The following is a 26,070-nucleotide window of genomic DNA, read 5'->3' as shown; positions in this document are numbered from 1 at the left end:
GCGCTAGCCCATGGCGATGATGCTGCTCGACCCCAACGTCGCGATTCTCGCGTTCGTCATCGCCACCGCTTCGCCGGTGGAGACGGTCGATTCGCCGCCGCCCATCTCCTGTCTGTCGGCTCAGGAAACGCGCGAGGCGGTGTCAGATGGCAAGGTTATGCAGCCTGCCACGGCATCCCGCCATGCCCGCGAGGCTGCCCCCGGCGAGGTCCTGCGGATCAGGCTCTGCCGCCAGGGCGACGAGTTCGTCTATGTGGTGACGACGATGAAGCGCGACGGCCGCGTCGCCCGGGTCACGCTCGACGGCGCTTCGGGCAAGGTGGCGGATATCCGCTAGTTCCGCTATGCCGCGTTCCTGATCCGCCAATCGGAGAAAAGCCGCCGTGCGACTGCTCGTCGTCGAGGACGACAAGGACCTCAACCGCCAGATCGTCAATGCGCTGGAGAACGCCGGCTATGCCGTCGACAAGGCTTTTGACGGCGAAGAAGGACTCTATCTCGGCGAGACCGAGCCCTATGACGCGGTGATCCTCGATCTCGGCCTGCCCAAGGTCGACGGCGTTGCCGTGCTGCAGGGCTGGCGCCGGGCTGGCAAGACCATGCCGGTGCTGATCCTGACGGCGCGCGATCGCTGGAGCGACAAGGTCTCGGGCTTCGATGCCGGCGCCGACGATTATGTCGTCAAGCCTTTTCATATCGAGGAATTGCTCGCCCGGGTTCGCGCCCTGCTGCGCCGTGCCGCCGGCCACGCGACTGCCGAGCTGATCTGCGGTCCGGTCCGTCTCGATACGCGCGCCAGCCGCGTCGTCGTCGACGGCAATCCGGTCAAGCTCACATCGCACGAGTATCGCCTGCTCGCCTATCTGATGCATCATCAGGGCCGCGTGGTCTCGCGCACCGAGCTGGTCGAACATCTCTATGATCAGGACTTCGACCGCGATTCCAATACGATCGAGGTCTTCGTCGGCCGCCTGCGCAAGAAGCTCGGCGTCGACGTCATCGAGACCGTGCGCGGCCTCGGCTACATCGCTGCCGCGAGAGCCGGATGATTTCAGTTGGAAACCGAAGATGTTTCCAACTGAAATCTGAATCCGTCTCTCATCAAAGAGTTAGAGCAGGATCCATGCGAAAAACCGGTTCCCACTTTTTCGCATCCTGCTCTAGAGCCTGAGGGCGTCATGCCGGTCACGCGGCAGCGTTTCTCGCTCGGCGCCCGGCTCTTCATCTCGGCCGCGATCTGCTGCGCTTTGGTGCTGATCCTCGCCGGCTTCGGCCTCACCACCTTCTATCGCCGCTCGGCCGAGCGCGGCTTCGACGAGCGTCTCAGTGTCTACATCAAGGAATTGGTTGCCGACCTTGCGGCGCCGCCCGAGGCCGAGCGTCAGGCGATCGGCGACCTCGGCGAGCCGCGCTTCGACCTGCCGCTCTCCGGCTGGTACTGGCAGATCATCCGGCTCGACGGCGAGCGCCCGACGATACGCACCTCGCGCTCCCTGGTCGGCGGACAATTGCCGAAACTGCTCGACCAGAACTTGCAGCCGAATACGCGCGGCCTGCGCGAGAGCTATGTCTCGGGACCGGATGAACGGCGCCTGCGGGTGCTCGAGCGCGAGATCGATGTCGGTGAGGATGGACGCTTCACCGTCGGCGTTGCGGCCCCGGCTGACGAGATCGAGGGCGACATCCGCGATTTCCGCTTCGCCCTGACGCTGACCTTCCTGTTCCTCGGCCTCGCCTTGGTCGCCTCGACCATTGTCCAGGTCCGCTTCGGCCTGCGCCCGCTCGCACGCTTGCGCGCCGCCGTCGGGACGGTACGAACCGGCGAGAGCACGCGCATCGCCGGGCGCTATCCGCCCGATCTGGCGCCGCTGGCAGGCGAGCTCAACCAGCTCATCGACGCCAACCGCGAAATCCTGGAGCGCGCCCGAACCCAGGTCGGCAATCTCGCCCATGCGCTCAAGACGCCGCTCAGCGTGATGCAGAACGAGGCAGAGGCCGGGCAGGGCGCTCTGTCCCAGACGGTTCGTCATCAGGCGGCGATCATGCGCGATCAGGTCCAATATTATCTTGACCGGGCCCGGGCCGCCGCCTTGTCCGGCGCGCTTGGTGGCGTCTCCGAGATCGCGCCTTCGCTCGACGCGCTGATCCGGACCTTCGAGAAGATCGCGCAGGGCAGGGCGATCGAGGGCAGTCACACCGTTCCTGCCGGCGCCCGCTTTCGCGGCGAAAAGCAGGATCTCGAGGAAATGCTCGGCAACCTGCTCGACAACGCTTTCAAATGGGCGCGTACGGAAGTGCAGATCAGCCTCGCGCCGGAAACGCAGGCACCCGAGGGGCGCATCGTCCTGTTGATCGACGATGACGGAGCTGGTCTTCCCGACGAGGCGATGGCCGAGGTCCTCAAGCGCGGCCGCAGACTCGACGAGACGACGCCTGGATCTGGCTTAGGCCTTTCGATCGTCGTCGACCTCGCCAAGCTTCATGGCGGCGGCCTCTCGCTGGAGCGTTCGCCGCTCGGCGGCCTTCGGGCGCGCCTCGTCCTCCCGGCGGTCTGACGCCGCATTGCCCGCGTGACCCTTTGTCGCCATCTTCGGACATGAACCGGCACCTTCGAACGGTTATGAACGGCGAATGCTGATCTGGATCATCTTCGCGGCCATGACGGGGGCAGCGGTCATGGCGGTGCTCTGGCCGCTTGGCCGCCGGGCACCGGCGCTCACCGCTGACACGGCTGGAGCGACCGCGCTCTACCGTGCTCAGCTCGCCGAGATCGATCGCGATCTTGGCCGCAAGCTGATCGGCGGTGCCGAGGCCGAGGCGGCCAAGACCGAGGCGGCGCGCCGGCTTCTGCGCGAGACGGCGACGGAAGCGATGCCGGCCGGCGAGAGCGAGCCGGCGCTGCGTCGGCGCCGCGCGGCGTCTGCGATCGCGTTGTCTTGCGTGCCTCTGCTAGCTTTGCTGATCTACGGCGCCTATGGCTCGCCAGCCGTCCCGGATCAGCCGCTGGCGGCGCGGATGAAGGCCAGCCCCGCGCAGGATTTCGAGCTGGCTCTCGCACGGATCGAGTCCCATCTCGCCGTCAACCCCACCGATGGCAAAGGCTGGAGCGTGCTCGCCCCGGTCTATCTGCGTCAGGGACGTTTCGACGATGCTGCAAAGGCTTTTGCCAACGCGATCCGCCATGACGGCGCGACGACCGAGCGATACGGCGGCCAGGCCGAGGCGCAGATCCTCGCCGCTGGCGGCGTGGTCACGGCCATGGCGCGTGCAAGCCTGGCCGAGGCGCTGAAGCTCGATCCGATCAATCCGCGTGCCCGCTTCTTCATGGCGATCGCGCAGGAGCAGGACGGGCAGGTGCCGGCCGCGATTGCGGCGCTCAAGGCCCTGCTCGGCGATGCACCGGCCGATGCGCCCTGGATCGCGACGGTCCGCGAGCGCCTCGACGGACTGGAACGCTCTTCCCCGCCGGCCGATGCGATCGCCAGCCTGCCCGAGGCCGAGCGTATGACGGCGATCCGCGGCATGGTCGATGGCCTTGCTGCACGGCTCGCCGAGAGCGGCGGCAGTCTCGCCGACTGGTCGCGACTGATCCGCTCGCAAGCGGTTCTGGGCGAGCGCGATGCGGCGCAGAAGTCGCTCTCCATCGCCCGCGAGCGCCTGGCCTCTGATCAGGCCGCAGCCTCCGCCCTTGATGGCCTGCGCACCGAGCTCGGCCTGCAGGAGGCGGCACGGTGACCGTCCAGGCCGGCATCCCCGCCACGCCGCCGCGCAGGCGCTTGACCCGCAAGCAACGCCGCCTCGTCGTGATCGCCTCGGTCGGTGTCGTGCTCGGCCTCGCAGCCGGGCTGGTCGCCTACGCACTGCGGGATTCGATCGTCTTCTTCTACGGGCCGACCGAGATCGTCGAGAAGGGCCTCACGCCCGGCACGCGCCTGCGTCTGGGTGGTTTGGTCGAGACAGGGTCGGTCGAGCGCGGCCCTAATCAGCGGGTCAACTTCTCAGTCACGGACGGGAAGACCAGGACCATGGTCAGCTACACCGGCCTGCTGCCGGATCTCTTCCGCGAAGGGCAGGGCGTGGTGACCGAAGGCGTGCTCGAAGCGCCCGGACGTTTCCGCGCCGATTCCGTCCTCGCCAAGCATGACGAGACCTATATGCCGCGCGAAGTTGCCGACGCGCTGAAGAAGCAGGGCCATTGGCAGCCCGGCGAAGCCAAGGCCGGCGCGCCCGCAGCGCCGGCGATGAAGTAGGGCCGCTCCGATGTTCGTCGAAATCGGCCATTTCGCTTTGGCGCTGGCGCTCGGTGTCGCGGTTGTCCAGACGATCGTGCCGCTTTGGGGCGTGGCCAGGAACGACCCCGCTCTGGCCTCGGTTGGGCCAGCGGCGGCGATCGCCTGCTTCCTTCTGGTCGCGCTCTCCTTCGGCTGCCTGATGATGTCCTATGCGACATCCGACTTCTCGGTCGAGAACGTCGTCGCCAATTCCCATTCGACGCAGCCGCTGATCTACAAGCTGACCGCGGTCTGGGGGAATCATGAGGGCTCGATGCTGCTCTGGGTCCTCATCCTGGTCCTGTTCGGCGCGCTGGTCGCGCTGTCGCGCCGCTCGCTGCCGGCGAAGCTGCGGGCCGGCACGCTTGCGGCGCAAGGCAGCGTCAGCGTCGCCTTCCTCGCCTTCACGCTGCTGACCTCGAACCCGTTCCGGCGCCTCGTTCCGGCCCCGGGGGAGGGGCAGGACCTCAACCCGATCCTGCAGGACCTTGGCCTCGCGATCCATCCGCCGCTGCTCTATGTCGGCTATGTCGGCTTCTCGATCACCTATGCCTTCGCCGTGGCGGCATTGATCGAAGGCAAGATCGACGCGGTCTGGGCCCGCGCCGTCCGCCCCTGGACCTTGCTGGCCTGGACCTTCCTGACGCTCGGCATCGCGATGGGCTCCTACTGGGCCTATTACGAGCTCGGCTGGGGCGGCTGGTGGTTCTGGGACCCGGTCGAGAATGCTTCGCTGATGCCTTGGCTCGCAGGCACGGCGCTGATCCACTCGACCGTGGTGATGGAGAAGCGCGACGCCCTCAAGGTCTGGACGATCCTGCTCGCGATCCTGACCTTCTCGCTCTCGCTGCTCGGCACCTTCATCGTCCGCTCCGGCGTGCTGACCTCGGTGCATTCCTTCGCCAGCGACCCGCAGCGCGGCCTCTTCATCCTCGGCATCCTCATCGCCTTCATCGGCGGCTCGCTGGCGCTGTTCGCCTGGCGTGCGCCGCTCCTGAAGCAAGGCGGCCTGTTCGCGCCGGTCTCGCGGGAGAGCGCCCTCGTCGTCAACAACCTCTTCCTGGCGACGGCCTGCGCCACTGTCTTCATCGGCACGCTCTATCCGCTCGTGCTCGAGATGGTGACCGGCGACAAGATCTCGGTCGGCCCGCCCTTCTTCAACGCCACCTTCGTGCCGCTGCTGGTGCCGCTCTTGCTGCTGCTGCCGATCGGCCAGACGCTGGCCTGGAAACGCGGTGACCTGCTCGGCGCTGCCCAGCGCGCCCAGATCGCCTTCGGCGTTGGCGTGATCACGACGCTGGCGATCTTCGCCTTCGTCCGCGGTGGCCCGGTGCTGGCGCCGCTCGGCATCGGCCTTGGCGTCTTCCTCGTCATAGGGGCGTTCTGGGAGGTCGGCGAGCGCATTATCGGTCGTGCCAGCGGTGCCTCGGCTATGCTGTCGCGAGCGAAGGGCCTGCCCCGCTCGGCCTGGGGCAGCGCGCTCGGCCATGCCGGCGTCGGCATCAGCGTGATCGGCATTGCGGCTACAGCCTGGGGCACCGAGGCGATCGGCATGCTCAAGGTCGGCGAGAGCCTGACCAGCGGCCGTTACACCGTGACGCTGGAGGCGGTCACGCCGCGTACCGGCCCGAACTATCGCGAGGACGCTGCCCGCTTCCGTATCCTCGCCGATGGCCGCGAGCTTGAGCCGGTCGAGGCGATGAAGCGCATCTATACGGCGCGCGCCATGCCGACCACCGAGGCGGGCATCCGCACTGTCGGATTGGGGCAGGCCTATATCAGCCTGGGCGAGCTCGACGACAGCGGCGCCATTGCGGTCAAGCTGCACGACAAGCCGCTGATCCTCCTGATCTGGATCGGCGCGCTGGTGATGGCGGCGGGCGGTGGGCTCTCACTCACCGACCGGCGCTTCCGATTGGCCGCGCCGCGGCGCGTGCCGGCACCGGCTGCACTTCCGCAGCCGGCCGAGTGAACACGATGCGTGCTGTCCTGCTCTTTCTGGTCGGGCTATTGGCGTTCTCGGCTCCGGCTGCTGCCGTGCAACCCGACGAGGTGCTGAAGAACCCGGCGCTGGAGCAGCGCGCGCGGGGAATCTCCTCCGGCCTGCGCTGCCTGGTCTGCCAGAACCAGTCGATCGACGATTCCGATGCGCCGCTCGCCAAGGACCTGCGCATCCTGGTGCGAGAGCGGCTCACTGCCGGTGACAGCGACGGCGCCGTGATCGATTTCGTCGTCGCCCGTTATGGCGACTTCGTCCTGCTGCGTCCGCCGATGAATGTGCGCACGATCGCGCTCTGGGCCGCGCCCTTCCTGATCGTGCTGTTCGGGGCCGCCTTCCTCTGGCGCCAGCGCAATCGCAGCTCAGCTCCGGCCAGCGTCGCGCTGACAGCCGAAGAGCAGGCGAGGCTCGACGAGTTGGTAAAGCGCAGCGACGGCTAGATCGGCCTAGCGGCTGATACCGCAGCTCCGGAAAAGCTCTGCCCGGTATGCATTGTCGCTACGCCCGGCGATTGCGTAGCCGCGAGGGCTGCCGGGAACGGGCGTTTCGTATGCGAAGAGCGCGTAGGTTCGGGCGAAGCAGGCGGCTTGCTCTCCGGAATGTCCGCGCTGGGCCGCCACCCTCAGGCCGGCACGATGTGCAGACCCGGCCCTGCCGGACGATGAGCCCGCCGCGCGCTGCCTGAGGTCGCCCAGCCGGTCGACGCCGCAGCGTCGTTGCTGCTCGGCGTTGTAGGCCGGTGTCGAGGCGGCGAACCAGCTTTTCCTCCCGTTTGGCTTTTCGACGACCACCGCGTGCTTGGCGAAGACCCGCCCATAGCATTCAGGGTTGTCGTAGCCGCGGCGCTGCGCAAGGCGCACTCCGGTTTCATAGGCAGGCATGTCCTGTGCCAGGGCTCTTTCCCCGACGACCAGCAATGCGGCGAGGGCCATATATCCAATCGCGTGTTTCATTTCGGCTTGCTCTTATCGCGCGCATCGACTGTAGGGAGCATTGTGACCGATCCGGCGTCAAGCCAACTCCTGCCCGATGCCGCGCCAACCTTACGAAACTGTCATCATCGGGCGAAATCCGGGTAAGGCGCCGCCCGCCATGGTCCACGTCACGAAGCAGGGAAGGCCCTGCCTCCCGCATCGAGGTGAGAACCATGACCACCCAAGAGAACAACGCCCCCGAGACCACTGTCCGCTCGCCAGCCACCGCCCGCTCGATCCTGAAGCGCAGCGCGATCGTCGCCGGCGCGGCGACGCTCAGCATCGGCCTGATGGCCGGTCTCGCCGACAATTTCCTGAACACTCACGGCGCCGCCAACGCACAGCCGATCCAGCTCTCCGGCCTGCAGCAGACGCAGCTGCCGTCCTTCGCGGATGTGGTCGACCGGGTTAAGCCGGCCGTCGTCTCAGTCCGCGTCAAGGCCAAAGTCGTCGCCAGCGCCGATGAGAACGGTCCTGCCGGCATCGAGGGCCTGCCCCCCGGCCACCCGCTCGAGCGCTTCCTCCGCCGCTTCGGCGAGGAGGGCATGGGCCCCCGCGGTCCGCAGCAGCCACCCCGCGCGCAGCTCTCGCAGGGGTCGGGCTTCTTCGTCAGCCAGGACGGCTATGTCGTCACCAACAACCATGTCGTCGCCAACGCGGCCGAGGTCCAGCTCGTCACCGATGGTGGCAAGACGCTGTCGGCCAAGGTGATTGGCACCGATCCGCGTACCGACCTCGCACTGCTCAAGGTCAACGAGTCCGGCAACTATCCCTTCGTCCAGCTCGCCGCGGGCAAGCCGCGCACCGGTGAATGGGTGCTGGCGGTCGGCAATCCGTTCGGCCTCGGCGGCACCGTGACTGCTGGCATCGTCTCGGCCCAGGGACGCGATATCGGCTCCGGCCCCTATGACGACTTCCTGCAGATCGACGCGGCGGTGAACCGCGGCAACTCCGGTGGTCCGACCTTCAACCAGAGGGGCGAGGTCGTCGGCGTCAACACCGCGATCTACTCGCCCTCGGGTGGCAATGTCGGCATCGCCTTCGCGATCCCGGCCGCCACCGTCCAGAGCGTCGTCGAGCAGCTCAAGGAGCATGGCTCGGTCGCCCGCGGCTTCATTGGCGTGCAGATCCAGCCGGTCACGGCCGAGGTCGCCGACGCGATCGGCCTGAAGGACGCCAAGGGCGCGCTGATCGCCGAGGCGCAGTCGAACGGCCCTGCCGCCAAGGCTGGCCTGAAGCGCGGCGACACCATCCTTGCCGTCAACGGCGAGAAGATCGCCGATGCGCGCGAGTTGTCGAAGAAGATCGCGACCTTCGCGCCGGGCACCAAGACCAGCCTGACGATCTGGCGCGACGGCAAGGAGCGCGAGGTCTCGTTCGAGGTCGGCCGCCAGCCGGCGGCCTGACCCGGGTCGATCCAAGTTGGGGCATGCTCTCGCGCGTAGCGTCAGTTGATCTGCGAGAGCATGTCCCGGGCGGATGGTGTCTCCCGGCTGTCACGTCGCCCCCTGCCGGGGATACCAGCCGTCACGGCGGCAGGTCGGATCGTCACCTCCGGCCTGCCGCTTTTCCTTTTGTTGAGTTAGGTTGCCGCCATGCGACTCCTGATCGTTGAAGACGATGCCGAGGCGGCAGCCTATCTGGTCAAGGCCTTTCGCGAGGCCGGTCATGTCGCCGACCATGCCCCCGATGGGCTCGAGGGCTACGCCATGGCCCAGGGCGGCGGCTATGACGTGCTCGTCGTCGACCGCATGCTGCCGCGCATGGACGGGCTTTCGGTGATCCGCTCATTGCGCGAGCAAGGCGAGACGGTGCCGGCGCTGATCCTGTCCGCGCTCGCCCAGGTCGACGACCGGGTGAAGGGCTTGCGCGCCGGCGGCGACGACTACTTGCCGAAGCCCTATGCCTTCTCCGAATTGCTCGCTCGGGTCGAGGTGCTCTCGCGCCGTCGCGGCTCGCCGGCCTCCGAGCCGACGAGCTATCGCACCGGTGATCTCCTGCTCGACCGACTGGCGCATCGCGTCACCCGCGCCGGTGAAGAGATCATGCTGCAGCCGCGCGAATTCCGCCTGCTCGAATATCTGATGAAGCATGCGGGCCAGGTCGTGACCCGCACCATGCTGCTGGAGAACGTCTGGGACTATCACTTCGATCCGCAGACCAACGTCATCGACGTCCATGTCTCGCGGCTGCGCTCCAAGGTCGACAAGGGCTTCGAGCATCCGATGATCCACACCATCCGCGGCGCGGGATACATGGTCCGTGACTCAACTCGCTGACCGCCGGGCCCCGGAAGCCGCAGCGTCGTCCGGCCGCCTGCGCTTCCTGCCGCAACTCGTCCGCACCACCGCATTCAAGCTGACGGCGCTGTATCTCGTCGTCTTCGCGCTCTTTGCCGTCTTCGTGCTGGGCTATGTCGCCTGGAATGCCAAGAACCTGCTCGACGACCAGATCCGCTCGACCATCGACGCCGAGATCCAAGGCCTCGCCGAGCAGCAGCGTCTCGGCGGCATCAGGCGCCTCGTGCAGATCATCGAGCGGCGCTCGCGCGGACCGGGCGCCTCGCTCTACCTCGTCACCACCCCGCTGGGCGAGCGCATCGCCGGCAATATCGAGGCGCTGCCGCCGGGCACGCTCGACCGGCAGGGCGAGAGCGAGATCGAGTATGCCCGCTCCTCCGAGGCGCTCGACCAGACCAACCACGCCATCGTCCGCGTCTTCATGCTGCCGGCGGGCTTTCGACTGCTGGTCGGCCGTGATGTCGAGGAGCGCGAGCGCCTGCGCGTCGTCATAAAACGTGCGGCCGCCTGGTCGTTCCTGCTCGTCGTCGTGCTCGGCTGCTTCGCCGGCTGGTTCGTGGCGCGTCGGGTGCTGAAGCGCATCGACGGCATGAACGACACGGCCCGCTCGATCATGGCTGGCGACCTCAAGGGCCGGCTCGCCATCGCCGGCACCGGCGATGAACTCGACCGGCTCGCCGAGAACCTCAACGCCATGCTCGACCGGATCGGCGAGCTGATGAGCGGCATGCAGCAGGTCTCGGACAACATCGCCCATGACCTCAAGACGCCGCTGACCCGCCTGCGCAACCGTGCCGAGGAAGCCTTGCGCACCGCAACGTCGCCCGAGCAATTGCGTGCGGCGCTCGACGGCGCGATCGACGAGGCCGACGGGCTGATCCGCGTCTTCAACGCGCTCCTGATGATCGCGCGGCTGGAGACCCGCCAGATCACCGACAGCATGGCGCCGCTCGACCTTGCGGAGATCGTCGACGGGCTCTCCGAGCTCTACGAGCCTCTGGCCGAGGAGGCGGGGCTCACTTTGTCCGCCTCGGTCGAGCCTGGCCTCTCGCTCACCGGCAATCGCGAGCTGATCGGCCAGGCACTGGCCAATCTGATCGACAACGCGCTGAAATACGGCAAGCCGGAAGGCGATGCGCCGGCGACTGTCGCGGTCACGGCAAGGCGTATCGGCGAAACGATCGAGCTCGGCGTGGCCGATCATGGCGCCGGCATTCCCGAAGCAGATCGCGGCCGTGTGCTGGAGCGTTTCGTCCGGCTCGACCAGAGCCGTACGAAGCCGGGCTTCGGGCTCGGGCTCGCGCTCGCTTCGGCGGTCGCGCATTTGCACGGCGGTGCGATCCGCCTGTCGGGCAATGCGCCGGGGCTCGATGTCGTGATGTTGCTGCCGGTTGCGCCGCCTTCTGTGGACAGGCCTCTCCCGGAGGCACCTGCGGGCTCGACATCGCAGCCGAACGGGGCAGGGTTCCAGTCGGCTTGACGAAGAGCTGGAAGGCTCCCTGAGCCGGTTGTCGCGGAGGTCGGTGTGGGCGAGCCGTTATGCGAACGCCTGAAGGCGGCCCCGATCCTGCCGGCGCGCGGCAAGGTCGAGGCGCTCTGGCGTGGGGATCTGATCGAGCGTCTGTTCGATGCGGATGCCGGCGAGCGGCTCGTCGCCCATCTTGTGGGCAATGAAGCGTCGGCTGCGCTGGCGGCCGGCATCCTCGCCCATTCTCCCTTCCTGACGCAGATCATGCGGCGCGATCCGGACGGTCTGCTCGCCTCGCTGACCACCGATCCGGATGAGCGCCGCGACGCGCTGCTCGCCGGCATCGCCGCCTTCGCTACATCAGAGACGGCGACCGCTGATCTGATGCGCGAACTGCGCCGCTTTCGGCAGGCAATGGCGCTGCTGCTGGCGCTCGCCGATATCGGCGGCGTCTGGCCGGTGGAGACGGTCACCGCGGCGCTCAGCGCCACCGCCGACATGGCGGTGAAGCTTGCGACCGAGCATGCGCTGCATCAGGCTGCCGGCCTCGGCCGGATCGAGCTTCCGGACCCGGCCGAACCCGGCAAGGGCTCGGGCCTCGTCGTGCTGGCGCTCGGCAAGCATGGCGCTGGCGAGCTGAACTATTCCTCCGACATCGACATCGTCGTCTTCTTCGATCCGGAGATGGCCGAGGCCGCCGGCGTCGGCGAGCCGACGAGCTTCTTCGTCAAGCTCACCCAGCAGATCGCCCGCATCATCCAGGAGCGCACGCCGGACGGCTATGTCTTTCGCGTCGACCTACGCCTGCGGCCCGATCCGGGCTCGACCCATGTCGCGGTCGCCTTGCCGACGGCCTATGCCTATTACGAGACGGTCGGCCAGAACTGGGAACGCGCCGCGATGATCAAGGCGCGGCCCGTCGCCGGCGACCTCGATCTCGGCCGCCGCTTCATCGCCGATCTCGCCCCCTTCATCTGGCGCAAATACTTCGACTTCGCCGCCATCGCCGACATCCATGCGATGAAGCGCCAGATCCAGTCGGTGAAGGGCTTCGAGACGCTCAGCCTGCCCGGCCACAACGTCAAGCTCGGCCGCGGCGGCATTCGCGAGATCGAGTTCTTCGTCCAGACTCAGCAGCTCGTCTTCGGCGGAAGGCGCCCGGCGCTGCGCGGACCGCGCACGCTCGACATGCTGGGCGAGCTCACCAGGGAAAACTGGATCAGTCCGCAGGCGCGTGACGAGCTGACGGAATCCTATTGCTGGCTGCGCACCATCGAGCACCGGCTGCAGATGCGCCATGACGAGCAGACGCAGACGCTGCCGACGGACGGCGCCGATCTCGACGCCTTCGCCCGCTTCTGCGGCTACCCCACGGCCAAGGCCTTCGGCAAGGATCTGGAAGCACACGCCAGGCGCGTCGAGGGCCACTACGCCTTGTTGTTCGAGGATGCCCCGAGCCTTGCCAGTGAGGCCGGCTCGCTCTCCTTCACCGGCACCGAGAACGATCCGGAGACCTTGGCGACGCTGAGCAAGCTCGGCTTCCGCCAGCCGGCGGCTGCGGCCGAGACGGTGCGCGGCTGGCATTTCGGCCGCCGCGCCGCCGTCACCAGCGCCCGCGCTCGCGAGGTTCTGACCGAGCTGACACCAGCGCTGCTGGTCGCGCTCGGCCGCACCACCGATCCGGACGGTGCGCTCGCCCATCTCGACAACGCCTTCGTGCGCATGCCGGCGGCGGTCGAATTGCTGACCCTGCTGCGCTCGCACGAGGCCCTGCTGCAGCTCTTCGCCGAGATCCTCGGCAGCGCACCGCGCCTCGCCAAGGTCGCCGCGCTTTACCCGCATGTGCTCGACGCGGTGATCGATCCCGCCTTCAGCGCCCCGCGGCACGATGCCGAGCGGGTGGCGCAGCGCGTGCGCGCCATGGTCGGTGCGCCGCCGCCCAGCGTCGAGGACGGGCTCGACCGCATGCGCGATGCTGCCCGGCAGGAGAATTTCCTTGTCGGTGCCCGCCTGCTCTCCGGCGTGGTCAATGCCGAGCAGGCGGCGCACGGCTATGCCGCGGTCGCCGAGGCCTGCATCCGCACCGCCTTCGACGACACCCGCGCCGCCTTTGCCGCCGACCATGGCCTTGTTGCGGGTGCCGAGGCCGTAGTTCTCGGCATGGGCCGTCTCGGCGCCGGTGAACTCACGCCCTCATCCGATCTCGACGTCATGCTGCTTTATGGGCGGCCGGACGACGCCGAGGCCAGCGCTGGCGGGCGTCCGCTCGATCCCGTGACCTGGCATGTCCGTTTCACCCAGCGGCTGATCGCGGCGCTGACGGTGCCGACCCGGCGCGGCACGCTCTATCAGGTCGACATGCGCTTGCGGCCCTCAGGCAACAAGAGCCCGGCTGCGACGCAGTTCGAAGGCTTCAGGGCCTATCATCAGGGCGAGGCCGAAATCTGGGAGGAGATGGCGCTGACCCGTGCCCGCGTCGTCGCCGGAGATGCCGGCCTGCGGGCGAAGGTCGAGGCCGCGATCCGGGACATCCTGCTGCGCAAGCGCGAGCCGGGCAGGGTCGCGGCGGCCGTCGCCGAGATGCGGGCGCTGATCGCCAAGGAGAAGGGCGAGAATGATCCCTGGGACCTCAAGCTCGCCGCCGGCGGGCTGACCGATCTCGACTTCCTCGCGCAGTTCCTGGTGCTCGCCCATGGGCATGATCATCCGCAGCTTCTCGCCCGCACCACGGCTGGCGTCTTCACTGCCGCACGCGATACCGGCGTCATCGCGGCGCAGGATGCCGAGCGGCTCGCGGGCGCGGCGCGTTTCATCGGTGACGTCCAGCTCTGGCAGCGTTTCGCGGTGGAGGAAGGCTTCGATCCCAAGTCCGTGCCGGGCCGCGTTCTGCGCCGGATCGCGACGGCCGTCGGACTGCCTGATGCCAAGATGTTGAAGGCCGAGCTCGACGAGACGCGTGCCGCGGTGCGCGGTCTGTTCAAGCAGATCCTGGGTGCCGCGCAGAAGAGATGAGCTCTTCGCTCAGGCCGCCCGCTCCAGCTCGGATCCGGCCGAGCTCTTCAGCGGCAGGTGAACCATCACGATCGTGCCCGAGCCCATGATCGAGCGGATCCGGAGCGAGCCGCCATGCAGTTCGGCGAGAGAGCGGGCGATGGCGAGGCCGAGGCCGGAGCCGCCATGGCTGCGTGCCAGCTCGCCCTCGACCTGCTCGAACGGGCGGCCGATCCGGCCGAGCTTCTCGCGCGGAATGCCGATGCCGGAATCCTCGACATAGAGGTTGAGCGCGTCGGGCGCCGGCTTGACGCGCACCGCGATCTGACCGCCCTCGGGCGTGAACTTGATGGCATTGTCGACGAGGTTGCCGACGATCTGGAAGAGGGCGTGGGAATCCGCCTCGAGGCGCAGATCGCTGCCGATATCGCTGGTGAGGGAGAGCCGCTTGTGGGCGATCGCCTCGCGATGACAGTTGATCGCTTCGCCGACCACGAGGTCGAGCGCGACGTCGGTCTTCTCAAGCTCGATCTTGCCGGACTCGATCCGCGCCATATTGAGGATGTCGTTGATCACCGCGAGCAGGTAGCTGCCGCTGCTGCGGATGTCGCGGACATATTCGACATAACGCTCGGAGCCGAGCGGGCCGAACAAGCCGTCATCCATGATCTCGGAGAAGCCGAGGATGGCGTTGAGCGGCGTGCGCAGCTCGTGGCTCATATTGGCGAGGAATTCCGATTTGGCGCGGTTGGCGGTTTCGGCCGAGGCCTTCTGCTCGAGATAGAGTTCGGCGAGCTCGGCGAGCTGCTGGGCTTGCGCTTCGAGCTTCTGGCGCGAGGCCTTGAGGTCGGTGACCGTCTTGAGCAACTCGTGCTCGGAGCGGGTCAGGCGCTCCTCCTGCTGCTTCAGCAGGGTGATGTCGGTGCCGACCGAGACCGAACCGCCATCCTTGGTGCGGCGGCCGTTGATCTGCAGCCAGCGCCCGTCCGAGAGCTTCGCCTCGTATGAATGGCTGCCCGAGCCCGGGCGCGAGCTGCGGACCGGCTCGCGGTCGATGCTCGGCTGAGCGCTATGGCTCATGATCTGCTCGTAAGCCGTGCCGGTGCGCATCAGTTCCGGCGACAGCATGTGCAGCTGCTGGTACTTGGCATTGCAGAGCACGAGCTTCTGCTCGGCATCCCAGAGCACGAAGGCCTCCGAGATCGCCTCGACCGCGTCGCGCAGCCGGGCGTCGGACGTGGCGGTGCGGGCCGCCATGCGGCGCTGCTCGGAGATGTCGACGACGATGCCGACGAGGTGTTGCGCGCCGGTGCGCCGGTCAGTGACCAGCTCGGCCCTCGCCTTGAGCCAGACCCATTCGCCCGAGGCGTTGCGGACCCGGAACTCCTGGTCGAGATGGTTGGTCTCGCCGCGGCTGACCGCATCGGCCAGGCCGTAGAGGTCGGCGTCGTCGGGATGGATGAAGGCGTTGACCTCGCCGAAGGACATGTACTCGCCGGAGCGGTCGTAGCCGAGCATCGCATACATCGAATCCGACCAGTACATCCGGCCCCTGGCCAGATCCCAGTCCCACAGGCCGCAATGGCCACGGCTGAGCGCGGTGTCGATACGATCTCGCACGCAGTCGCAATCCTCGTCGGCGGCGCGGGCGCGCCGGGACTGCAGCACGAAGGCGGCGGTGATGCCGGCGAGCACGATTGCCGCCGAGCCGAACAGGACCAGGATCGAGCGCCGGCGTTCATCCCAGGTCGACAGCGCGCGCTTGACCGGATGGAGCACCGCGACCTGGCCGAGCGGCGCGGCGAGATTGCGGACGGTGGCGAGCACCTCGATCCCACCGGGCAACGTGATCGGCATGACGCCAGCCCGGTCGGCGAAGACCGTCAGCGCCTGCCCAGGGCCAAGCAGATCGACGAGGTTGCGCTCGCTCACGCCGATCGCCGGCTCGCCGGCGACAACACGCCCGCTCGGGTCGCTGACATAGACGATGCGGCCGCGGCCAGCGATGTGCCTGGTCGTCAGTGCCGTGAGTGCGCTCTCGGGGCGCTTGTCTTCCTTCGAGGCTAGATCGAGCTCGCGCACAAGCAACGCGGCGAGTGCATCGAGATCCATTGCTGCGTCGTCGAGTGCATCATCACGCAATGCGCTGGTCTGGACGTAGGCTCCGAGCGCCAGCAGCAGGACGAAGCCGGCGACCAGTGCCGGAATGACTTTCCGGAAGGTCGGCTCCAGCTGCTCGAAGCGCTGATAAAGCGGATGGGTCAGGGATCGTGCTACACCGAGCACCGAATTTGCGCGCACGTGTGCGCAAGCCGCGTCTGCACGCGTCATGCCCGTCCCCCTTCGGAAGCGATGTACCGTCAGTAAGATCGGGAGACGTGCCGCATCCCCGAATCACCGTCAGTTGAATCCGCAGGAGTCGCTTTGTCTAGCGGAAATTTCGTTCTTTCCGTGACTTTACGCGCGATGGTTGTAGTGTTGAATCGGTTGAATCTTGCGCGCGCAAGGCTTCGTTAACCTTTAAGGCGAAGCCGCCATCGGCCCCCTGTCATTGGCCCTTTCAGGCCAGTGACCGGGTGGCGATATCGGCGATGTCGCGCGACAGGTTCGGGATCGTCTGGACCATGCGCAAAGCTGCTTCCGCCTTGGCCCGGCGCCCCGGCTCCAGCATGCGCCAGCTCTTGAACGAGCCGAGCAGGCGGGAGGCGACCTGCGGGTTGGTCCGGTCGAGCGCGATGACGATGTCGGCGATGAAGCCGTAGCCCTCGCCGTCGGCGCGGTTGAACTGCGTCAGGTTAGCGGCAAAGCCGCCGATCAGGCCGCGCACCCGGTTCGGATTGCCGAGCGAGAAGGCGGGGTGATTCATCAGTCCCTTGACCCGGGCGAGTGTGCCGTCTTCCGCGATCAGCGCCTGCGCCATCAGCCATTTGTCGAGCACCAGCGGTTCGCGGGCATAGAGTTCGCCGAAGCGCGCGATCAGATCCTCGCGTTCGGCTCCCGGAACCAGCGTCATCGCGGCCAGTGCCGCGAGCCGGTCGGTCAGGTTGTCGGCCTCGGCGAATTGCGCCAGCGTCAGACGCGCGCCCTCGGCCGGAGCCCCGAGCGCGATCAGCCCCAGAGCCTCGTTGCGGAGCGCGCGCCGCCCGGCCGGCGCCGCAGCCGGCGAATAGGGGCCGCGTTCGGTGAGGCTGTCGCGCAAGGTAGCGAGCTGGCCGGCGAGCGCGCTGCCGATCGTAGCCGAGAGCCGGCGATGGGCGCCATGCACGACATCCGGATCGACAGCGATCCCGATTTCGCGGGCGATGTCGGCGGGAGCCGGCAGGCGCAACACTTGCGCGGCGAAGGCCGGATCCAGGGCGGAGCCGGCAAGGAAACCGGAGAGCGCCTTGGCCAACGCCGCGGCGGTCGCATCCACCGTGGACATGTCGCCCTTGCCGGCTCGCACCAGCGTCCGCATCGCCACTGTCTGCAGCGCTTGCCAGCGGTTGAAGGAATCGCTGTCGGCGGTGAACAGCGTCAGGAGCTCACTGTCGCCGAGGTCGAGCTCGAGCCGCACCGGCGCCGAGAAGCCGCGCAGCAGCGACGGTGTCGGTGCTTCACCCAGATCGGTGAAGGTCAGGGACAGCGAAGGCTGGTCGAGCACGACCACGCCGCCGGCTTTCAGCGCTGGCGAGATGCTGGTGAGCGGCAGGTCGCCACCCTTGCCCACCAGGCCGAGCGCGACGGGGATGACGACTGGCTGCTTGTCCGATTGGCCTGGCGTCGCCGGTGTCGATTGGGCGAGCTGTAGCGTGTAGCTCTTCGCCTGCGCGTCATATCTGCCGGAGGCGACCAAGGTCGGCGTGCCGGCCTGCTCGTACCACCTGGCGAAATGGGCTAGATCCTGGCCCGAGGCCTCGACGAAACAGTCGAGGAACTCCTCGATCGTCGCCGCGGTGCCGTCGCAGCGCTCAAAATAGAGGTCCATGCCGCGCGAGAAGGCGTCCTCGCCGATCAGGACCTTGAGCATGCGGATCACCTCCGCGCCCTTCTCGTAGACGGTCGGCGTGTAGAAGTTGTTGATCTCCTTGTAGGCGCGCGGCCTGACCGGATGAGCGAGGGGGCCGGCATCCTCGGAGAACTGCGTCGAACGCAGGGTGCGGACATCGGCGATGCGCTTCACTGGGCGCGAGCGCTCGTCGGAGGAGAATTCCTGGTCGCGGAAGACGGTGAGGCCTTCCTTCAGGCAGAGCTGGAACCAGTCGCGGCAGGTGATGCGGTTGCCGGTCCAGTTGTGGAAGTACTCATGCGCGATGATCGCCTCGATCGAGGCGTAGTCGCCATCGCTCGCCGTCAGCGGGTCGGCCAGCACATACTTGTCATTGAAGATGTTGAGGCCCTTGTTCTCCATCGCCCCCATGTTGAAGTCGGACACGGCGACGACGTTGAACACGTCGAGATCGTAGTTGCGCCCGAAGACCCGCTCATCCCAGCGCATGCAGCGAACCAGCGAATCCAGCGCCCAGCCGGCGCGTCCGGCCTTGCCCGGCTCGACATAGACTGCAAGCTCGACCTTGCGGCCGTCCGCCGTGAGATAATCCTGCCGGATATGGTCGAGCTTGCCGCCGACCAGCGCGAAGAGATAGGCCGGCTTCGGGTGAGGATCGTGCCAGACGGCGAAATGCCGCTCGCCGCCGGGCAGTTCAGCGGCCGCGACGAGGTTGCCGTTGGAGAGCAGGACCGGCGCCTGCGTCTTCTCCGCTTCCAGCCGGACCGTGTAGATACTCATCACGTCCGGCCGGTCGAGGAAATAGGTGATGCGGCGGAAGCCGTCGGCCTCGCATTGCGTGCAGTAGACGCCGCTCGAACGGTAGAGACCCATCAGCTTGGTGTTGGCGCTGGGGTCGAGCGTCGTCTCGATCCTGAGCGAGAACGCCCGCGCCGGCGGCGCGTGGATCGTCAGCCCCTGCGGCGAGAGGGCATAGGCGGCAGGGTCGAGCGGGACCTCGTCGAGCGCGATCGAATCCGGCGTCAGCTCGTCGCCGTCGAGAACGAGCGGCGCACCGGCATGGCCGGCCGGATTCGGCCGAAGCTGCAGCAAAGCGCGCACCCTGGTCCGTGTCGGATCGAGGACGATATCGAGATCGACGGTGTCGATCAGCCAGTCGGAGGGGCGATAATCCTCGAGGCGGATCAGCGGGGCGTCTTCGGCGCGCATGGGCTTCGCTCGCTTCCTTCAGTCGCACTTGTCTTAGTGAATCTCGAGGCGGCGGCGGAAGCCGTCAGGGCAGGGCATAAGGCTTGTCGATGGACGTAGTAACCGCCGGCTCGGCATGGCTGACCAGGCGGCAGACATCGGGCCTGGCTTCGCGAACCTCGCGCTCGATCTTGTCGACGGCGTGATGCACGGCGGCGACGTCGAGCGCCGCGTCGGCGCGGCAGTGATAGTTGACCACCAGGCCGTTGCGGGTCTCGCGGACCCGGACGCTGTGGATGTCGCGGATCGGGCCGCCGGCCTCCGCCACGCGCGCCGCTTCCTGCGCGATCGCCTTGCCGATGGCCTCGACGACCTCCCAGGGCGCATTGTGGCCGGAGGGCTGGCCGGTTTCCATCGGCTCGATATGGGTATCGACCTCGGTCTCGCCGCCGAATTCAGCACGGATGGCCGCCTCCAGCCGCGTGGCGATCTCATGCGCTTCGCCGAGCGGCAGCACCGCGTCCACCTCCATGTCGAGCGAGACGGCAAGCCGCTCGCCGATCGTGTGGACGCTGACATGGTGCACCGGCACCTTCATTTTCAGCGCGATCAGCAGCACGCGTTCCAGCGCCGTCTCGTCGTCGACCTGGACCGGGTTGGCGGTGACGGTCAGCGCCGAATCCGGCTCGACGACGGCCAATGCCCGCAGCAGATCGTCCTTGATCGCGCTGACGCGATCGAGCGGCAGGGTGCGCGAGACCTGGATGCCGATCTCTCCCTGCACGACGCCGCCAGCGGGCCGCAGCCGCAGCCATTCGACATTGACGACGCCGGCCACGCCCTGCGCGGCGTCGCGCAAGCGCTCGGCGAGCCCCTTCGGCGCCGCGTCGATCAGCGTGTCGATCGTGCGCCGCCCGAGCTTGAGGGCGGTGGCGATCATGAACACGGCGAGCGCCAGTGCTGTCGCGCTGTCGGCCATCGGCACGCCCATCCGCGTCAGGATCAGGCCGAGCAGGACCAGCGCCGTGCCGACGAAGTCGGTGGCGAAGTGCAGGGCTTCGGCCGAGAGCGCCTCGCTGCGCGTCTCCTTGGCGACCATCGTCAGCGTGCGCCAGCGTGTCGCGTCGACCATCAGCGAGAACAGCAGCACGCCGATGACGAGCGGCGTCACCGCGACGTGGGGCTCCGCTCCGCTCCACAGGCGGTTGGCCGCTTCCCACAGGATCGCGCCGGAGAGACCGAACAGGATCGCGGTCTCGAGCAGCGCCGCCAGCGCCTCGAACTTGCCGTGGCCATAATGATGCTCGTCATCGGCCGGCTTGTCGGCGGCGCGCACGGCGAACCAGGTGAACATGGTCGAGCCGACGTCGATCAGCCCCTGCAGGGCGTCAGTCATCAGGGCGAGCGACCCGGAGACGAGCGCCGCGGCGAACTTGGCCAGCGTCAGCACGATGCTGGCGACGACCGAGAGCGTCGCTGCCTTCTGCTTGACCCGCGCCACCTCGGCGGGCGACACCGTGCTCGTTGGGTTCGGCGTGCGATCCTGCGTTCCGCTCATGACAGCTCCGCGCCAGCCCCTTTGATGAGGCCGGGTTTGGCCCGATCCATCAGCCAGATCAACCCCGGGAGACGAATAGTGCGTTATCTCCACACCATGGTCCGCGTCACTGACCTCGATGCGGCGCTCGATTTCTACGTGAACAAGTTCGGCCTGGTCGAAACCCGCCGGATCGAGAACGAGAAGGGCCGCTTCACACTCGTCTTCCTCGCCGCCCCGGATGATGCCGCCGCGGTGAAGGAGCAGGGCAGCCGCGGCCGCCCGACGCTGGAGCTGACCTATAACTGGGATCCGGAGGTCTATACTGGCGGGCGCAATTTCGGCCATCTCGCCTATGAGGTCGATGACATCTATGCCACCTGCGACAAGCTGATGAAGGCCGGCGTCACCATCAACCGGCCGCCGCGCGACGGCAACATGGCCTTCGTCCGCTCGCCCGACAACATCTCGATCGAAATCCTGCAGAAGGGCGAGCCGAAGGCCCCAGCCGAGCCGTGGACGAGCATGCCGAACACTGGGGCGTGGTGAGAGCGCGATTGCGGCTTTATGCTCTCCCTGATATCATCATTTGATATCAGGGAGGCTATCATGGGCATTCTGGTTCGCGACGAGAAAATCGACCGCCAGGTGCGGGAACTTGCAGTTCGGTGTGGTGAGACCCTGCAGGGCGCGATCGGCCTCGCCGTCGAGAACGAGCTGAAGCGTCTCGACGAGCGCAAGGAGCGGATAGAGCGCGCGTTTCGGGAAGCGCGCGAGCGGTTGGCCGCTTTCCCCATCGTCGATGACGGCATGACCCATAAGGAGTTCTTCGATCGCGAATACGGCGACGCCTGATGTTTTTAGATGCCTCGGTTTTGATTGCGGCTCTGGAGGACGAGCCGGAGGCCGCGGACATTCAGGCCGCTTTCATCGGCGCCCCGACGATGGCGACATCGCCCGTCGCAATGTTCGAGGCCTCCTGTCGCATCGCCAAGGTGCGTCGGATATCGATCGTTCAGGCTCAGGGCGTCGTCGAGAGCTTCATCGCGACCATAGGCGCCCATCTGGTCGCCATAGATGCTGTAGTCGGGAAAGAGGCGCATGCCTGCGCCTCCCGCTATCATCATCTGACGGGCCATGCCGCGCGCCTTAACATGGGCGATTGCTTCGCCTATGCCGCTGCGCTGACCTCCGGCCTCAAGCTCGCCTACAAGGGCAACGACTTCGGCCATACCGACATCGACGGCATCCGCTTCGGAGCCTGACACCAGCTTCGGAGCTTTGAGCCTTGACCAAAACCCTCTTCGGCCATCTCGACGACGGCACGCCGATCCACGAGGCCGTGCTGCGCTCAGCCTCTGGTGCCGAGGCGCGGGTGATGGAGTGGGGCGCGGTGCTGCGCGATCTCGTCGTGCCGCTGCCCGGTGGTGGCCAACAGCGCGTCGTGCTCGGCTTCCCCGACTTCGCCGACTATCCCCGGCATTCGCCGCATATGGGCGCGATCGCCGGCCGCTTCGCCAACCGCATCGGCGGCGGCCGCTTCGTGCTCGACGGCGTCGAATACCGCACGCCACTGAACGAGCACGGCCGGAACTCGTTGCATGGTGGCGGGCAGGGCTTCAGCAAGCGACCCTGGACGCTGGTGCACCACGACGAGGCTAGCGCGACGCTGGCGCTGGTCTCCTCCGCTGGCGATGCCGGCTATCCCGGCACGCTCGATGTCTTCTGCCGCTACAGCCTCGCCAGTGCAGCGACCCTGCGGATCGAGCTCACCGCCACCACGGACGCGCCGACGATCGTCAACCTGGCGCACCATTCCTATTTCCGTCTCGACGATGCCCCGGACATTCTCGATCACGAGTTCGAAGTCCGTGCCAACCTGGTCACGCCGGTCGATGCCGATCTGATCCCGGACGGCTCGGTCGCCTCGGTGGCTGGAACACCCTTCGATTTCCGCAAAAGCCGGCCGGTCCGCTTCACGAACCCGGACGGCTCGCGCTTCTGGTACGATCACAACTACCTGCTCCGGCGCGATCGCCGCGAGCCCACCGCTGCGACAGGCCTCGAACTCGGCCATGCCGCGACCTTGCGCTCGCGCCGCTCGGGTCTCGCCATGGAGGTCTGGACGACCGAGCCTGCCTTGCAGGTCTATGACGGCGCCAAGCTGGATACGCCGGTCTCCGGGCTTGACGGTTCGCCCTATGGCGCCTGCGCCGGCATCGCGCTCGAGCCGCAGCATGCGCCGGATTCACCCAATCTGCCGCACTTCCCATCGACGGTGCTGCGCCCCGGCGAAGTCTATCGCCAGATCAGCGAATTCAGGTTCGGAGCGTAAGCCGTATGGCCGGTGTCTTCTGTCTCGGTATCGCGACGCTCGACTATGTCTACAGTGTCGAGCGGGTGCCCAATCCCGGCGAGAAGGATCGGGCCCGCGACCTCGTCGTCACCGGCGGCGGCTGCGCCGGCAGCGGTTCGGCTGCGATCGGCCGGCTCGGCGGCAAGGCCTGGCTGGCGACGCGGCTGGGCGACGACGCCGTCGGCGACACCATCGTCGGCCAGTTGCAGCAGGACGGCGTCGACACCTCGCTCTCGCCGCGCTTTCCGGGCCTGCGCTCGCCGGTCTCCTCGATCCTGATCGACGCGCAGGGCGAGCGCATGGTCGTCTCCTATACCGACCCGAAGACGCCGCTCACGACCGATTGGCTGCCCGAGACGCTGCCGGCCGGTTGCGATGGCGTGCTGGTCGACACGCGCTGGGGCGAGGGCTCGCTCGCGGCGCTGAGGCTCGCCCGCAAGGCCGGCGTGCCCGGCGTGATCGACGGCGACCGCCAGCCGACCCATCCGGAGATGGTCACGACCGCCAGCCATGTCGCCTTCAGCGAGAAGGCGCTGAGCGAGATCTCGGGCGGACAGGAGCCGAGGGCTGCCCTCGAAGCGCTCGCGCGCGCTGCGCAGAACTGGCTGGCGGTGACGCTCGGCCCGCGCGGCGTGCTCTTCATGGAGAATGGCGCCATCGCCCATCTGCCGGCCTTCCCGATCGAGGCGATCGATACGCTCGGCGCCGGCGATGTCTGGCATGGCGCCTTCGCGCTGGCGCTGGCCGAAGGGCAAAGCGAGCGCCAAGCGGTGCGCTTCGCCTCGGCCGTGGCCGCGATCAAATGCACTCGTTTCGGCGGTCGCACCGGCACGCCGACGCGGGGCGAGGTCGAGCGTTTCCTCGCGGCGCATCCCTGAGCGAGGCTTCAACCCAAACGCGGGTCGTCCCGGACAAGCCGCGAAGCGGCGCCGATCCGGGACCCATGCCTGAGCCTCTCCGATAAAGGTTCAGGCATGGGTCCCGGGTCTCCCTTCGGTCGCCCGGGACGACCAGTGTTTCTGCCGATTATTTGGGCAACACGGACCCCGCGGCCTCTTGCCCGGCAAAGGGCATCGCGGAACACTGCAGCACCTCTCCGCCGACCGACGCCCGCATGTTCGCGCCCGTGCTGCCGCAATCACCCGAACCGCTGTTGCCGGACTATGTCCGCGCCGATGGGGGCGTGCGCCTGCGCTTCGGCAATGTCGGCGCGCGCACCATGCGGTTGGAGGTCGCCGAGAGCGGCGGCTATCGCGCCCGCTTCCCGACCGCATACGATGAACGCTGCGAGGCCGTGCTGATCAACACAGCCGGCGGCATGGCGGGCGGCGATCGCGCCGTCACGCAGATCGCCCTCGATGCCGGTGCGCAGGCGACCGTGACCACGCAGGCGGCGGAAAAGATCTACCGCAGCCAGGGCAGTGAGACGCGGGTCGAGACCCGGATCGACGTCGCTGATGGCGCCGAACTCGCCTGGCTGCCGCAGGAGACGATCCTGTTTTCCGGCTCGCGCCTGTCGCGCAGTCTGGATGTCGATCTCGCGGCCGATGCCAGCTTCATTGCGGCCGAGACGCTTTATTTCGGCCGCGCTGCCATGGGGGAAAGCTTGTCGCGTGGCCAGCTGCGTGATCGCTGGCGCATCCGCCGCGAGGGCCGGCTGGTCTTCGCCGAGGACCTCAGGCTGGACGGCGCCATCGACGCGACCTTGGGTCGCAACGCGGTCGGGCTGGGTGCGCGTGCCGCTGCGACCGTCTTTGCCACAGGCCCGGGTCAGCCTGAAAAGCTCCCCGAAATCCGCGCCTTGCTCGCCGGCGATCCGGCTTTCGCCGAGGTCGAGGCCGGCGCCGGCATCCTCGACGGCTTCCTTCTGGTCCGCCTCCTCTCCGCCGACGCGCAGGCGCTGCGTCGCGCCCTCGTCATGCTGCTCGGGCATCTGATCGGCCGTGCGCTGCCGCGCACCTGGTCAACGTGAGGAGAGTGTCATGCTGGCGATCCAGGGATTGAAATGCGTCTATGATACCGGCTCCCGCGGCTGGGCGATCGAGCTCGCGCTGAAGGGCGAGGGCGAGGAAGCCGTACGCCGCTTCGATGTCGATGGCCCCGAGGATGCCGAGATGCTGATCGAGGCCTTCGACGAGTCGACCGCGAGCAGCTTCGATCCGGCGACGGGCGAGATTGTCTTCGCCTACGAATATGCCACCCTCGAAGACGAGGATGAGGACGAGACCGACGACGAGGCGGACGAGGAAGAGGACGAGGACGCCGAAGTCGCTGAAGATGACGAAGACGAAGTCGCCGAGAACGAGGACGAGAAGGTCAAGGCATGAATCTGACGCCGCGCGAGAAGGACAAGCTCATCATCGCCATGGCTGCCATGGTGGCGAGGCGAAGGCTCGAGCGCGGCGTCAAGCTCAACCATCCCGAAGCCGTCGCGCTCATCACCGACTTCGTGGTCGAGGGTGCGCGCGACGGAAAGTCCGTCGCCGAATTGATGGAGGCTGGCGCGCATGTCTTGACCGCCGATCAGGTCATGGACGGCATCGCCGAGATGCTGCACGACGTCCAGGTCGAGGCGACCTTCCCGGATGGCACCAAGCTCGTCACCGTTCATGAGCCGATCCGCGGCTCGGCCGGCCGGCTGAGACCGGGCGAGGTCACGACCCTGCCGGGCGATCTCATCCTCAACGAAGGCCGCGAGAGCCTGACACTCACCGTCGCCAACACCGGCGACCGGCCGATCCAGGTCGGCTCGCACTACCATTTCTTCGAGGCCAATCCGGCGCTCGCCTTCGAGCGCGAGAGGGCGCGCGGCTTCAGGCTCGACATCCCGGCCGGCACCGCCGTGCGCTTCGAACCCGGCCAGACCCGCGAGGTCAGGCTAGTAGCGCTCGCCGGCAAGCGCGAGGTCTACGGCTTCCGCCAGGAGGTCATGGGCAAGCTCTGAGACGACGCCCAAGACTGCACAGTCCGAGACCGCATTTGCGACGAGATTCCGCTT

The 26,070-nt window shown here is 67.5% G+C and carries 23 protein-coding genes; 19 read left to right on the top strand and 4 right to left on the bottom strand.

The features are described 5' to 3' along the window. The first annotated feature begins 10 nt into the window (after window positions 1-10). The 7 genes from ACSQ24_RS17500 to ACSQ24_RS17470 all read left to right on the top strand — a co-directional run bounded on the left by ACSQ24_RS17500 (window position 11) and on the right by ACSQ24_RS17470 (window position 6,710). On the top strand, window positions 11-337 hold the full coding sequence (locus ACSQ24_RS17500) for a PepSY domain-containing protein (RefSeq protein WP_436095907.1): 327 nt from the start codon (window positions 11-13) through the stop codon (window positions 335-337). 46 nt (window positions 338-383) lie between these two features. Next, window positions 384-1,049 (top strand): response regulator transcription factor, encoded by a 666-nt coding sequence (locus tag ACSQ24_RS17495; protein ID WP_284168982.1) that lies wholly within the window; start codon window positions 384-386, stop codon window positions 1,047-1,049. A 129-nt stretch (window positions 1,050-1,178) separates the two neighbouring features. After that, entirely contained in the window at window positions 1,179-2,555 is a 1,377-nt protein-coding gene (locus ACSQ24_RS17490; protein WP_436095906.1) for a sensor histidine kinase, read from the top strand. Window positions 2,556-2,631: 76 nt separating this feature from the next. Then, entirely contained in the window at window positions 2,632-3,735 is a 1,104-nt protein-coding gene (gene ccmI, locus ACSQ24_RS17485; protein WP_436095905.1) for a c-type cytochrome biogenesis protein CcmI, read from the top strand. A 41-nt stretch (window positions 3,736-3,776) separates the two neighbouring features. Next, on the top strand, window positions 3,777-4,250 hold the full coding sequence (ccmE, locus tag ACSQ24_RS17480) for a cytochrome c maturation protein CcmE (protein ID WP_436097914.1): 474 nt from the start codon (window positions 3,777-3,779) through the stop codon (window positions 4,248-4,250). Window positions 4,251-4,260: 10 nt separating this feature from the next. Continuing rightward, a complete protein-coding gene (locus tag ACSQ24_RS17475) occupies window positions 4,261-6,243 on the top strand; it encodes a heme lyase CcmF/NrfE family subunit (protein ID WP_436095904.1) in 1,983 nt (660 codons plus the stop codon). A gap of 5 nt (window positions 6,244-6,248) precedes the next feature. After that, window positions 6,249-6,710, top strand: a complete 462-nt coding sequence (locus ACSQ24_RS17470) for a cytochrome c-type biogenesis protein (RefSeq protein ID WP_436095903.1) — start codon at window positions 6,249-6,251, stop codon at window positions 6,708-6,710. Window positions 6,711-6,716: 6 nt separating this feature from the next. On the opposite strand, the gene ACSQ24_RS17465 is transcribed toward ACSQ24_RS17470, so the two are convergent. Continuing rightward, window positions 6,717-7,223 carry a hypothetical protein gene (locus ACSQ24_RS17465; RefSeq protein ID WP_436095902.1) on the bottom strand — a complete coding sequence of 169 codons (507 nt, stop codon included), beginning with the start codon at window positions 7,221-7,223 and terminating at the stop codon, window positions 6,717-6,719. A gap of 194 nt (window positions 7,224-7,417) precedes the next feature. Here ACSQ24_RS17465 and ACSQ24_RS17460 point away from each other — a divergent pair, with 194 nt between their 5' ends. From ACSQ24_RS17460 to ACSQ24_RS17445, 4 genes are all read left to right on the top strand, one after another. Then, on the top strand, window positions 7,418-8,650 hold the full coding sequence (locus ACSQ24_RS17460; protein ID WP_436095901.1) for a trypsin-like peptidase domain-containing protein: 1,233 nt from the start codon (window positions 7,418-7,420) through the stop codon (window positions 8,648-8,650). Between the two features lie 189 nt (window positions 8,651-8,839). Then, window positions 8,840-9,523, top strand: coding sequence for a winged helix-turn-helix domain-containing protein (locus ACSQ24_RS17455; RefSeq protein WP_436095900.1), 684 nt, complete (start codon window positions 8,840-8,842; stop codon window positions 9,521-9,523). Continuing rightward, the gene (locus ACSQ24_RS17450; RefSeq protein ID WP_436095899.1) at window positions 9,507-11,024 is read left to right on the top strand and encodes an ATP-binding protein; all 1,518 of its coding nucleotides are present in this window, start codon (window positions 9,507-9,509) and stop codon (window positions 11,022-11,024) included. The genes ACSQ24_RS17455 and ACSQ24_RS17450 overlap by 17 nt, the downstream gene beginning before the upstream one ends. Before the next feature lie 45 nt (window positions 11,025-11,069). Next, a complete protein-coding gene (locus ACSQ24_RS17445; RefSeq protein ID WP_436095898.1) occupies window positions 11,070-14,024 on the top strand; it encodes a bifunctional [glutamine synthetase] adenylyltransferase/[glutamine synthetase]-adenylyl-L-tyrosine phosphorylase in 2,955 nt (984 codons plus the stop codon). Window positions 14,025-14,033: 9 nt separating this feature from the next. Here ACSQ24_RS17445 and ACSQ24_RS17440 read toward each other — a convergent pair whose 3' ends face one another. The 3 genes from ACSQ24_RS17440 to ACSQ24_RS17430 form a co-directional block, all read right to left on the bottom strand. Next, window positions 14,034-16,334, bottom strand: a complete 2,301-nt coding sequence (locus tag ACSQ24_RS17440; RefSeq protein WP_436095897.1) for a PAS domain-containing sensor histidine kinase — start codon at window positions 16,332-16,334, stop codon at window positions 14,034-14,036. A 229-nt stretch (window positions 16,335-16,563) separates the two neighbouring features. Then, on the bottom strand, window positions 16,564-19,200 hold the full coding sequence (pepN, locus tag ACSQ24_RS17435) for an aminopeptidase N (RefSeq protein WP_436095896.1): 2,637 nt from the start codon (window positions 19,198-19,200) through the stop codon (window positions 16,564-16,566). A gap of 64 nt (window positions 19,201-19,264) precedes the next feature. Next, window positions 19,265-20,737: a cation diffusion facilitator family transporter gene (locus ACSQ24_RS17430; protein WP_436095895.1), complete on the bottom strand. Its 1,473-nt coding sequence runs from the start codon at window positions 20,735-20,737 to the stop codon at window positions 19,265-19,267. Window positions 20,738-20,815: 78 nt separating this feature from the next. On the opposite strand from ACSQ24_RS17430, the gene ACSQ24_RS17425 reads away from it, so the two are divergent. From ACSQ24_RS17425 to ACSQ24_RS17390, 8 genes are all read left to right on the top strand, one after another. Continuing rightward, window positions 20,816-21,265, top strand: a complete 450-nt coding sequence (locus tag ACSQ24_RS17425; RefSeq protein WP_436095894.1) for a VOC family protein — start codon at window positions 20,816-20,818, stop codon at window positions 21,263-21,265. 60 nt (window positions 21,266-21,325) lie between these two features. After that, the gene (locus tag ACSQ24_RS17420; protein ID WP_436095893.1) at window positions 21,326-21,571 is read left to right on the top strand and encodes a type II toxin-antitoxin system VapB family antitoxin; all 246 of its coding nucleotides are present in this window, start codon (window positions 21,326-21,328) and stop codon (window positions 21,569-21,571) included. Beyond that, a complete protein-coding gene (locus ACSQ24_RS17415) occupies window positions 21,571-21,981 on the top strand; it encodes a type II toxin-antitoxin system VapC family toxin (protein WP_436095892.1) in 411 nt (136 codons plus the stop codon). Before ACSQ24_RS17420 ends, ACSQ24_RS17415 begins: the two co-directional genes overlap by 1 nt. Before the next feature lie 23 nt (window positions 21,982-22,004). After that, a complete protein-coding gene (locus ACSQ24_RS17410) occupies window positions 22,005-23,051 on the top strand; it encodes an aldose epimerase family protein (protein WP_436095891.1) in 1,047 nt (348 codons plus the stop codon). Between the two features lie 5 nt (window positions 23,052-23,056). Continuing rightward, window positions 23,057-23,950, top strand: coding sequence for a PfkB family carbohydrate kinase (locus ACSQ24_RS17405; protein ID WP_436095890.1), 894 nt, complete (start codon window positions 23,057-23,059; stop codon window positions 23,948-23,950). A 236-nt stretch (window positions 23,951-24,186) separates the two neighbouring features. After that, a complete protein-coding gene (locus tag ACSQ24_RS17400) occupies window positions 24,187-25,044 on the top strand; it encodes an urease accessory protein UreD (protein WP_436095889.1) in 858 nt (285 codons plus the stop codon). A gap of 10 nt (window positions 25,045-25,054) precedes the next feature. Then, window positions 25,055-25,399: a hypothetical protein gene (locus ACSQ24_RS17395; RefSeq protein ID WP_436095888.1), complete on the top strand. Its 345-nt coding sequence runs from the start codon at window positions 25,055-25,057 to the stop codon at window positions 25,397-25,399. Continuing rightward, the gene (locus ACSQ24_RS17390) at window positions 25,396-26,016 is read left to right on the top strand and encodes an urease subunit gamma (protein ID WP_436095887.1); all 621 of its coding nucleotides are present in this window, start codon (window positions 25,396-25,398) and stop codon (window positions 26,014-26,016) included. The genes ACSQ24_RS17395 and ACSQ24_RS17390 overlap by 4 nt, the downstream gene beginning before the upstream one ends. The last annotated feature ends 54 nt before the right edge of the window (window positions 26,017-26,070 follow it).

It is taken from the genome of Allobosea sp. LjRoot237 (assembly GCF_964253285.1).
Taxonomy (GTDB): Bacteria; Pseudomonadota; Alphaproteobacteria; order Rhizobiales; family Beijerinckiaceae; genus Allobosea.
Note: the sequence above shows the minus strand (reverse complement) of the source record. Positions and strands in the feature narration are given on the sequence as shown.

Bases quoted from the DNA above. Each gene is read 5' to 3' on its own strand.
- ACSQ24_RS17440 (WP_436095897.1), bottom strand. From the start codon at position 16,334: ATGACGCGTGCAGACGCGGCTTGCGCACACGTGCGCGCAAATTCGGTG.
- ACSQ24_RS17395 (WP_436095888.1), top strand. From the start codon at position 25,055: ATGCTGGCGATCCAGGGATTGAAATGCGTCTATGATACCGGCTCCCGC.
- ACSQ24_RS17465 (WP_436095902.1), bottom strand. From the start codon at position 7,223: ATGAAACACGCGATTGGATATATGGCCCTCGCCGCATTGCTGGTCGTC.
- ACSQ24_RS17415 (WP_436095892.1), top strand. From the start codon at position 21,571: ATGTTTTTAGATGCCTCGGTTTTGATTGCGGCTCTGGAGGACGAGCCG.
- ACSQ24_RS17455 (WP_436095900.1), top strand. From the start codon at position 8,840: ATGCGACTCCTGATCGTTGAAGACGATGCCGAGGCGGCAGCCTATCTG.
- ACSQ24_RS17475 (WP_436095904.1), top strand. From the start codon at position 4,261: ATGTTCGTCGAAATCGGCCATTTCGCTTTGGCGCTGGCGCTCGGTGTC.
- ACSQ24_RS17490 (WP_436095906.1), top strand. From the start codon at position 1,179: ATGCCGGTCACGCGGCAGCGTTTCTCGCTCGGCGCCCGGCTCTTCATC.
- ACSQ24_RS17405 (WP_436095890.1), top strand. From the start codon at position 23,057: ATGGCCGGTGTCTTCTGTCTCGGTATCGCGACGCTCGACTATGTCTAC.
- ACSQ24_RS17420 (WP_436095893.1), top strand. From the start codon at position 21,326: ATGGGCATTCTGGTTCGCGACGAGAAAATCGACCGCCAGGTGCGGGAA.
- ACSQ24_RS17430 (WP_436095895.1), bottom strand. From the start codon at position 20,737: ATGAGCGGAACGCAGGATCGCACGCCGAACCCAACGAGCACGGTGTCG.
- ACSQ24_RS17500 (WP_436095907.1), top strand. From the start codon at position 11: ATGGCGATGATGCTGCTCGACCCCAACGTCGCGATTCTCGCGTTCGTC.
- ACSQ24_RS17470 (WP_436095903.1), top strand. From the start codon at position 6,249: ATGCGTGCTGTCCTGCTCTTTCTGGTCGGGCTATTGGCGTTCTCGGCT.
- ACSQ24_RS17390 (WP_436095887.1), top strand. From the start codon at position 25,396: ATGAATCTGACGCCGCGCGAGAAGGACAAGCTCATCATCGCCATGGCT.
- pepN (WP_436095896.1), bottom strand. From the start codon at position 19,200: ATGCGCGCCGAAGACGCCCCGCTGATCCGCCTCGAGGATTATCGCCCC.
- ccmI (WP_436095905.1), top strand. From the start codon at position 2,632: ATGCTGATCTGGATCATCTTCGCGGCCATGACGGGGGCAGCGGTCATG.
- ACSQ24_RS17460 (WP_436095901.1), top strand. From the start codon at position 7,418: ATGACCACCCAAGAGAACAACGCCCCCGAGACCACTGTCCGCTCGCCA.
- ACSQ24_RS17400 (WP_436095889.1), top strand. From the start codon at position 24,187: ATGTTCGCGCCCGTGCTGCCGCAATCACCCGAACCGCTGTTGCCGGAC.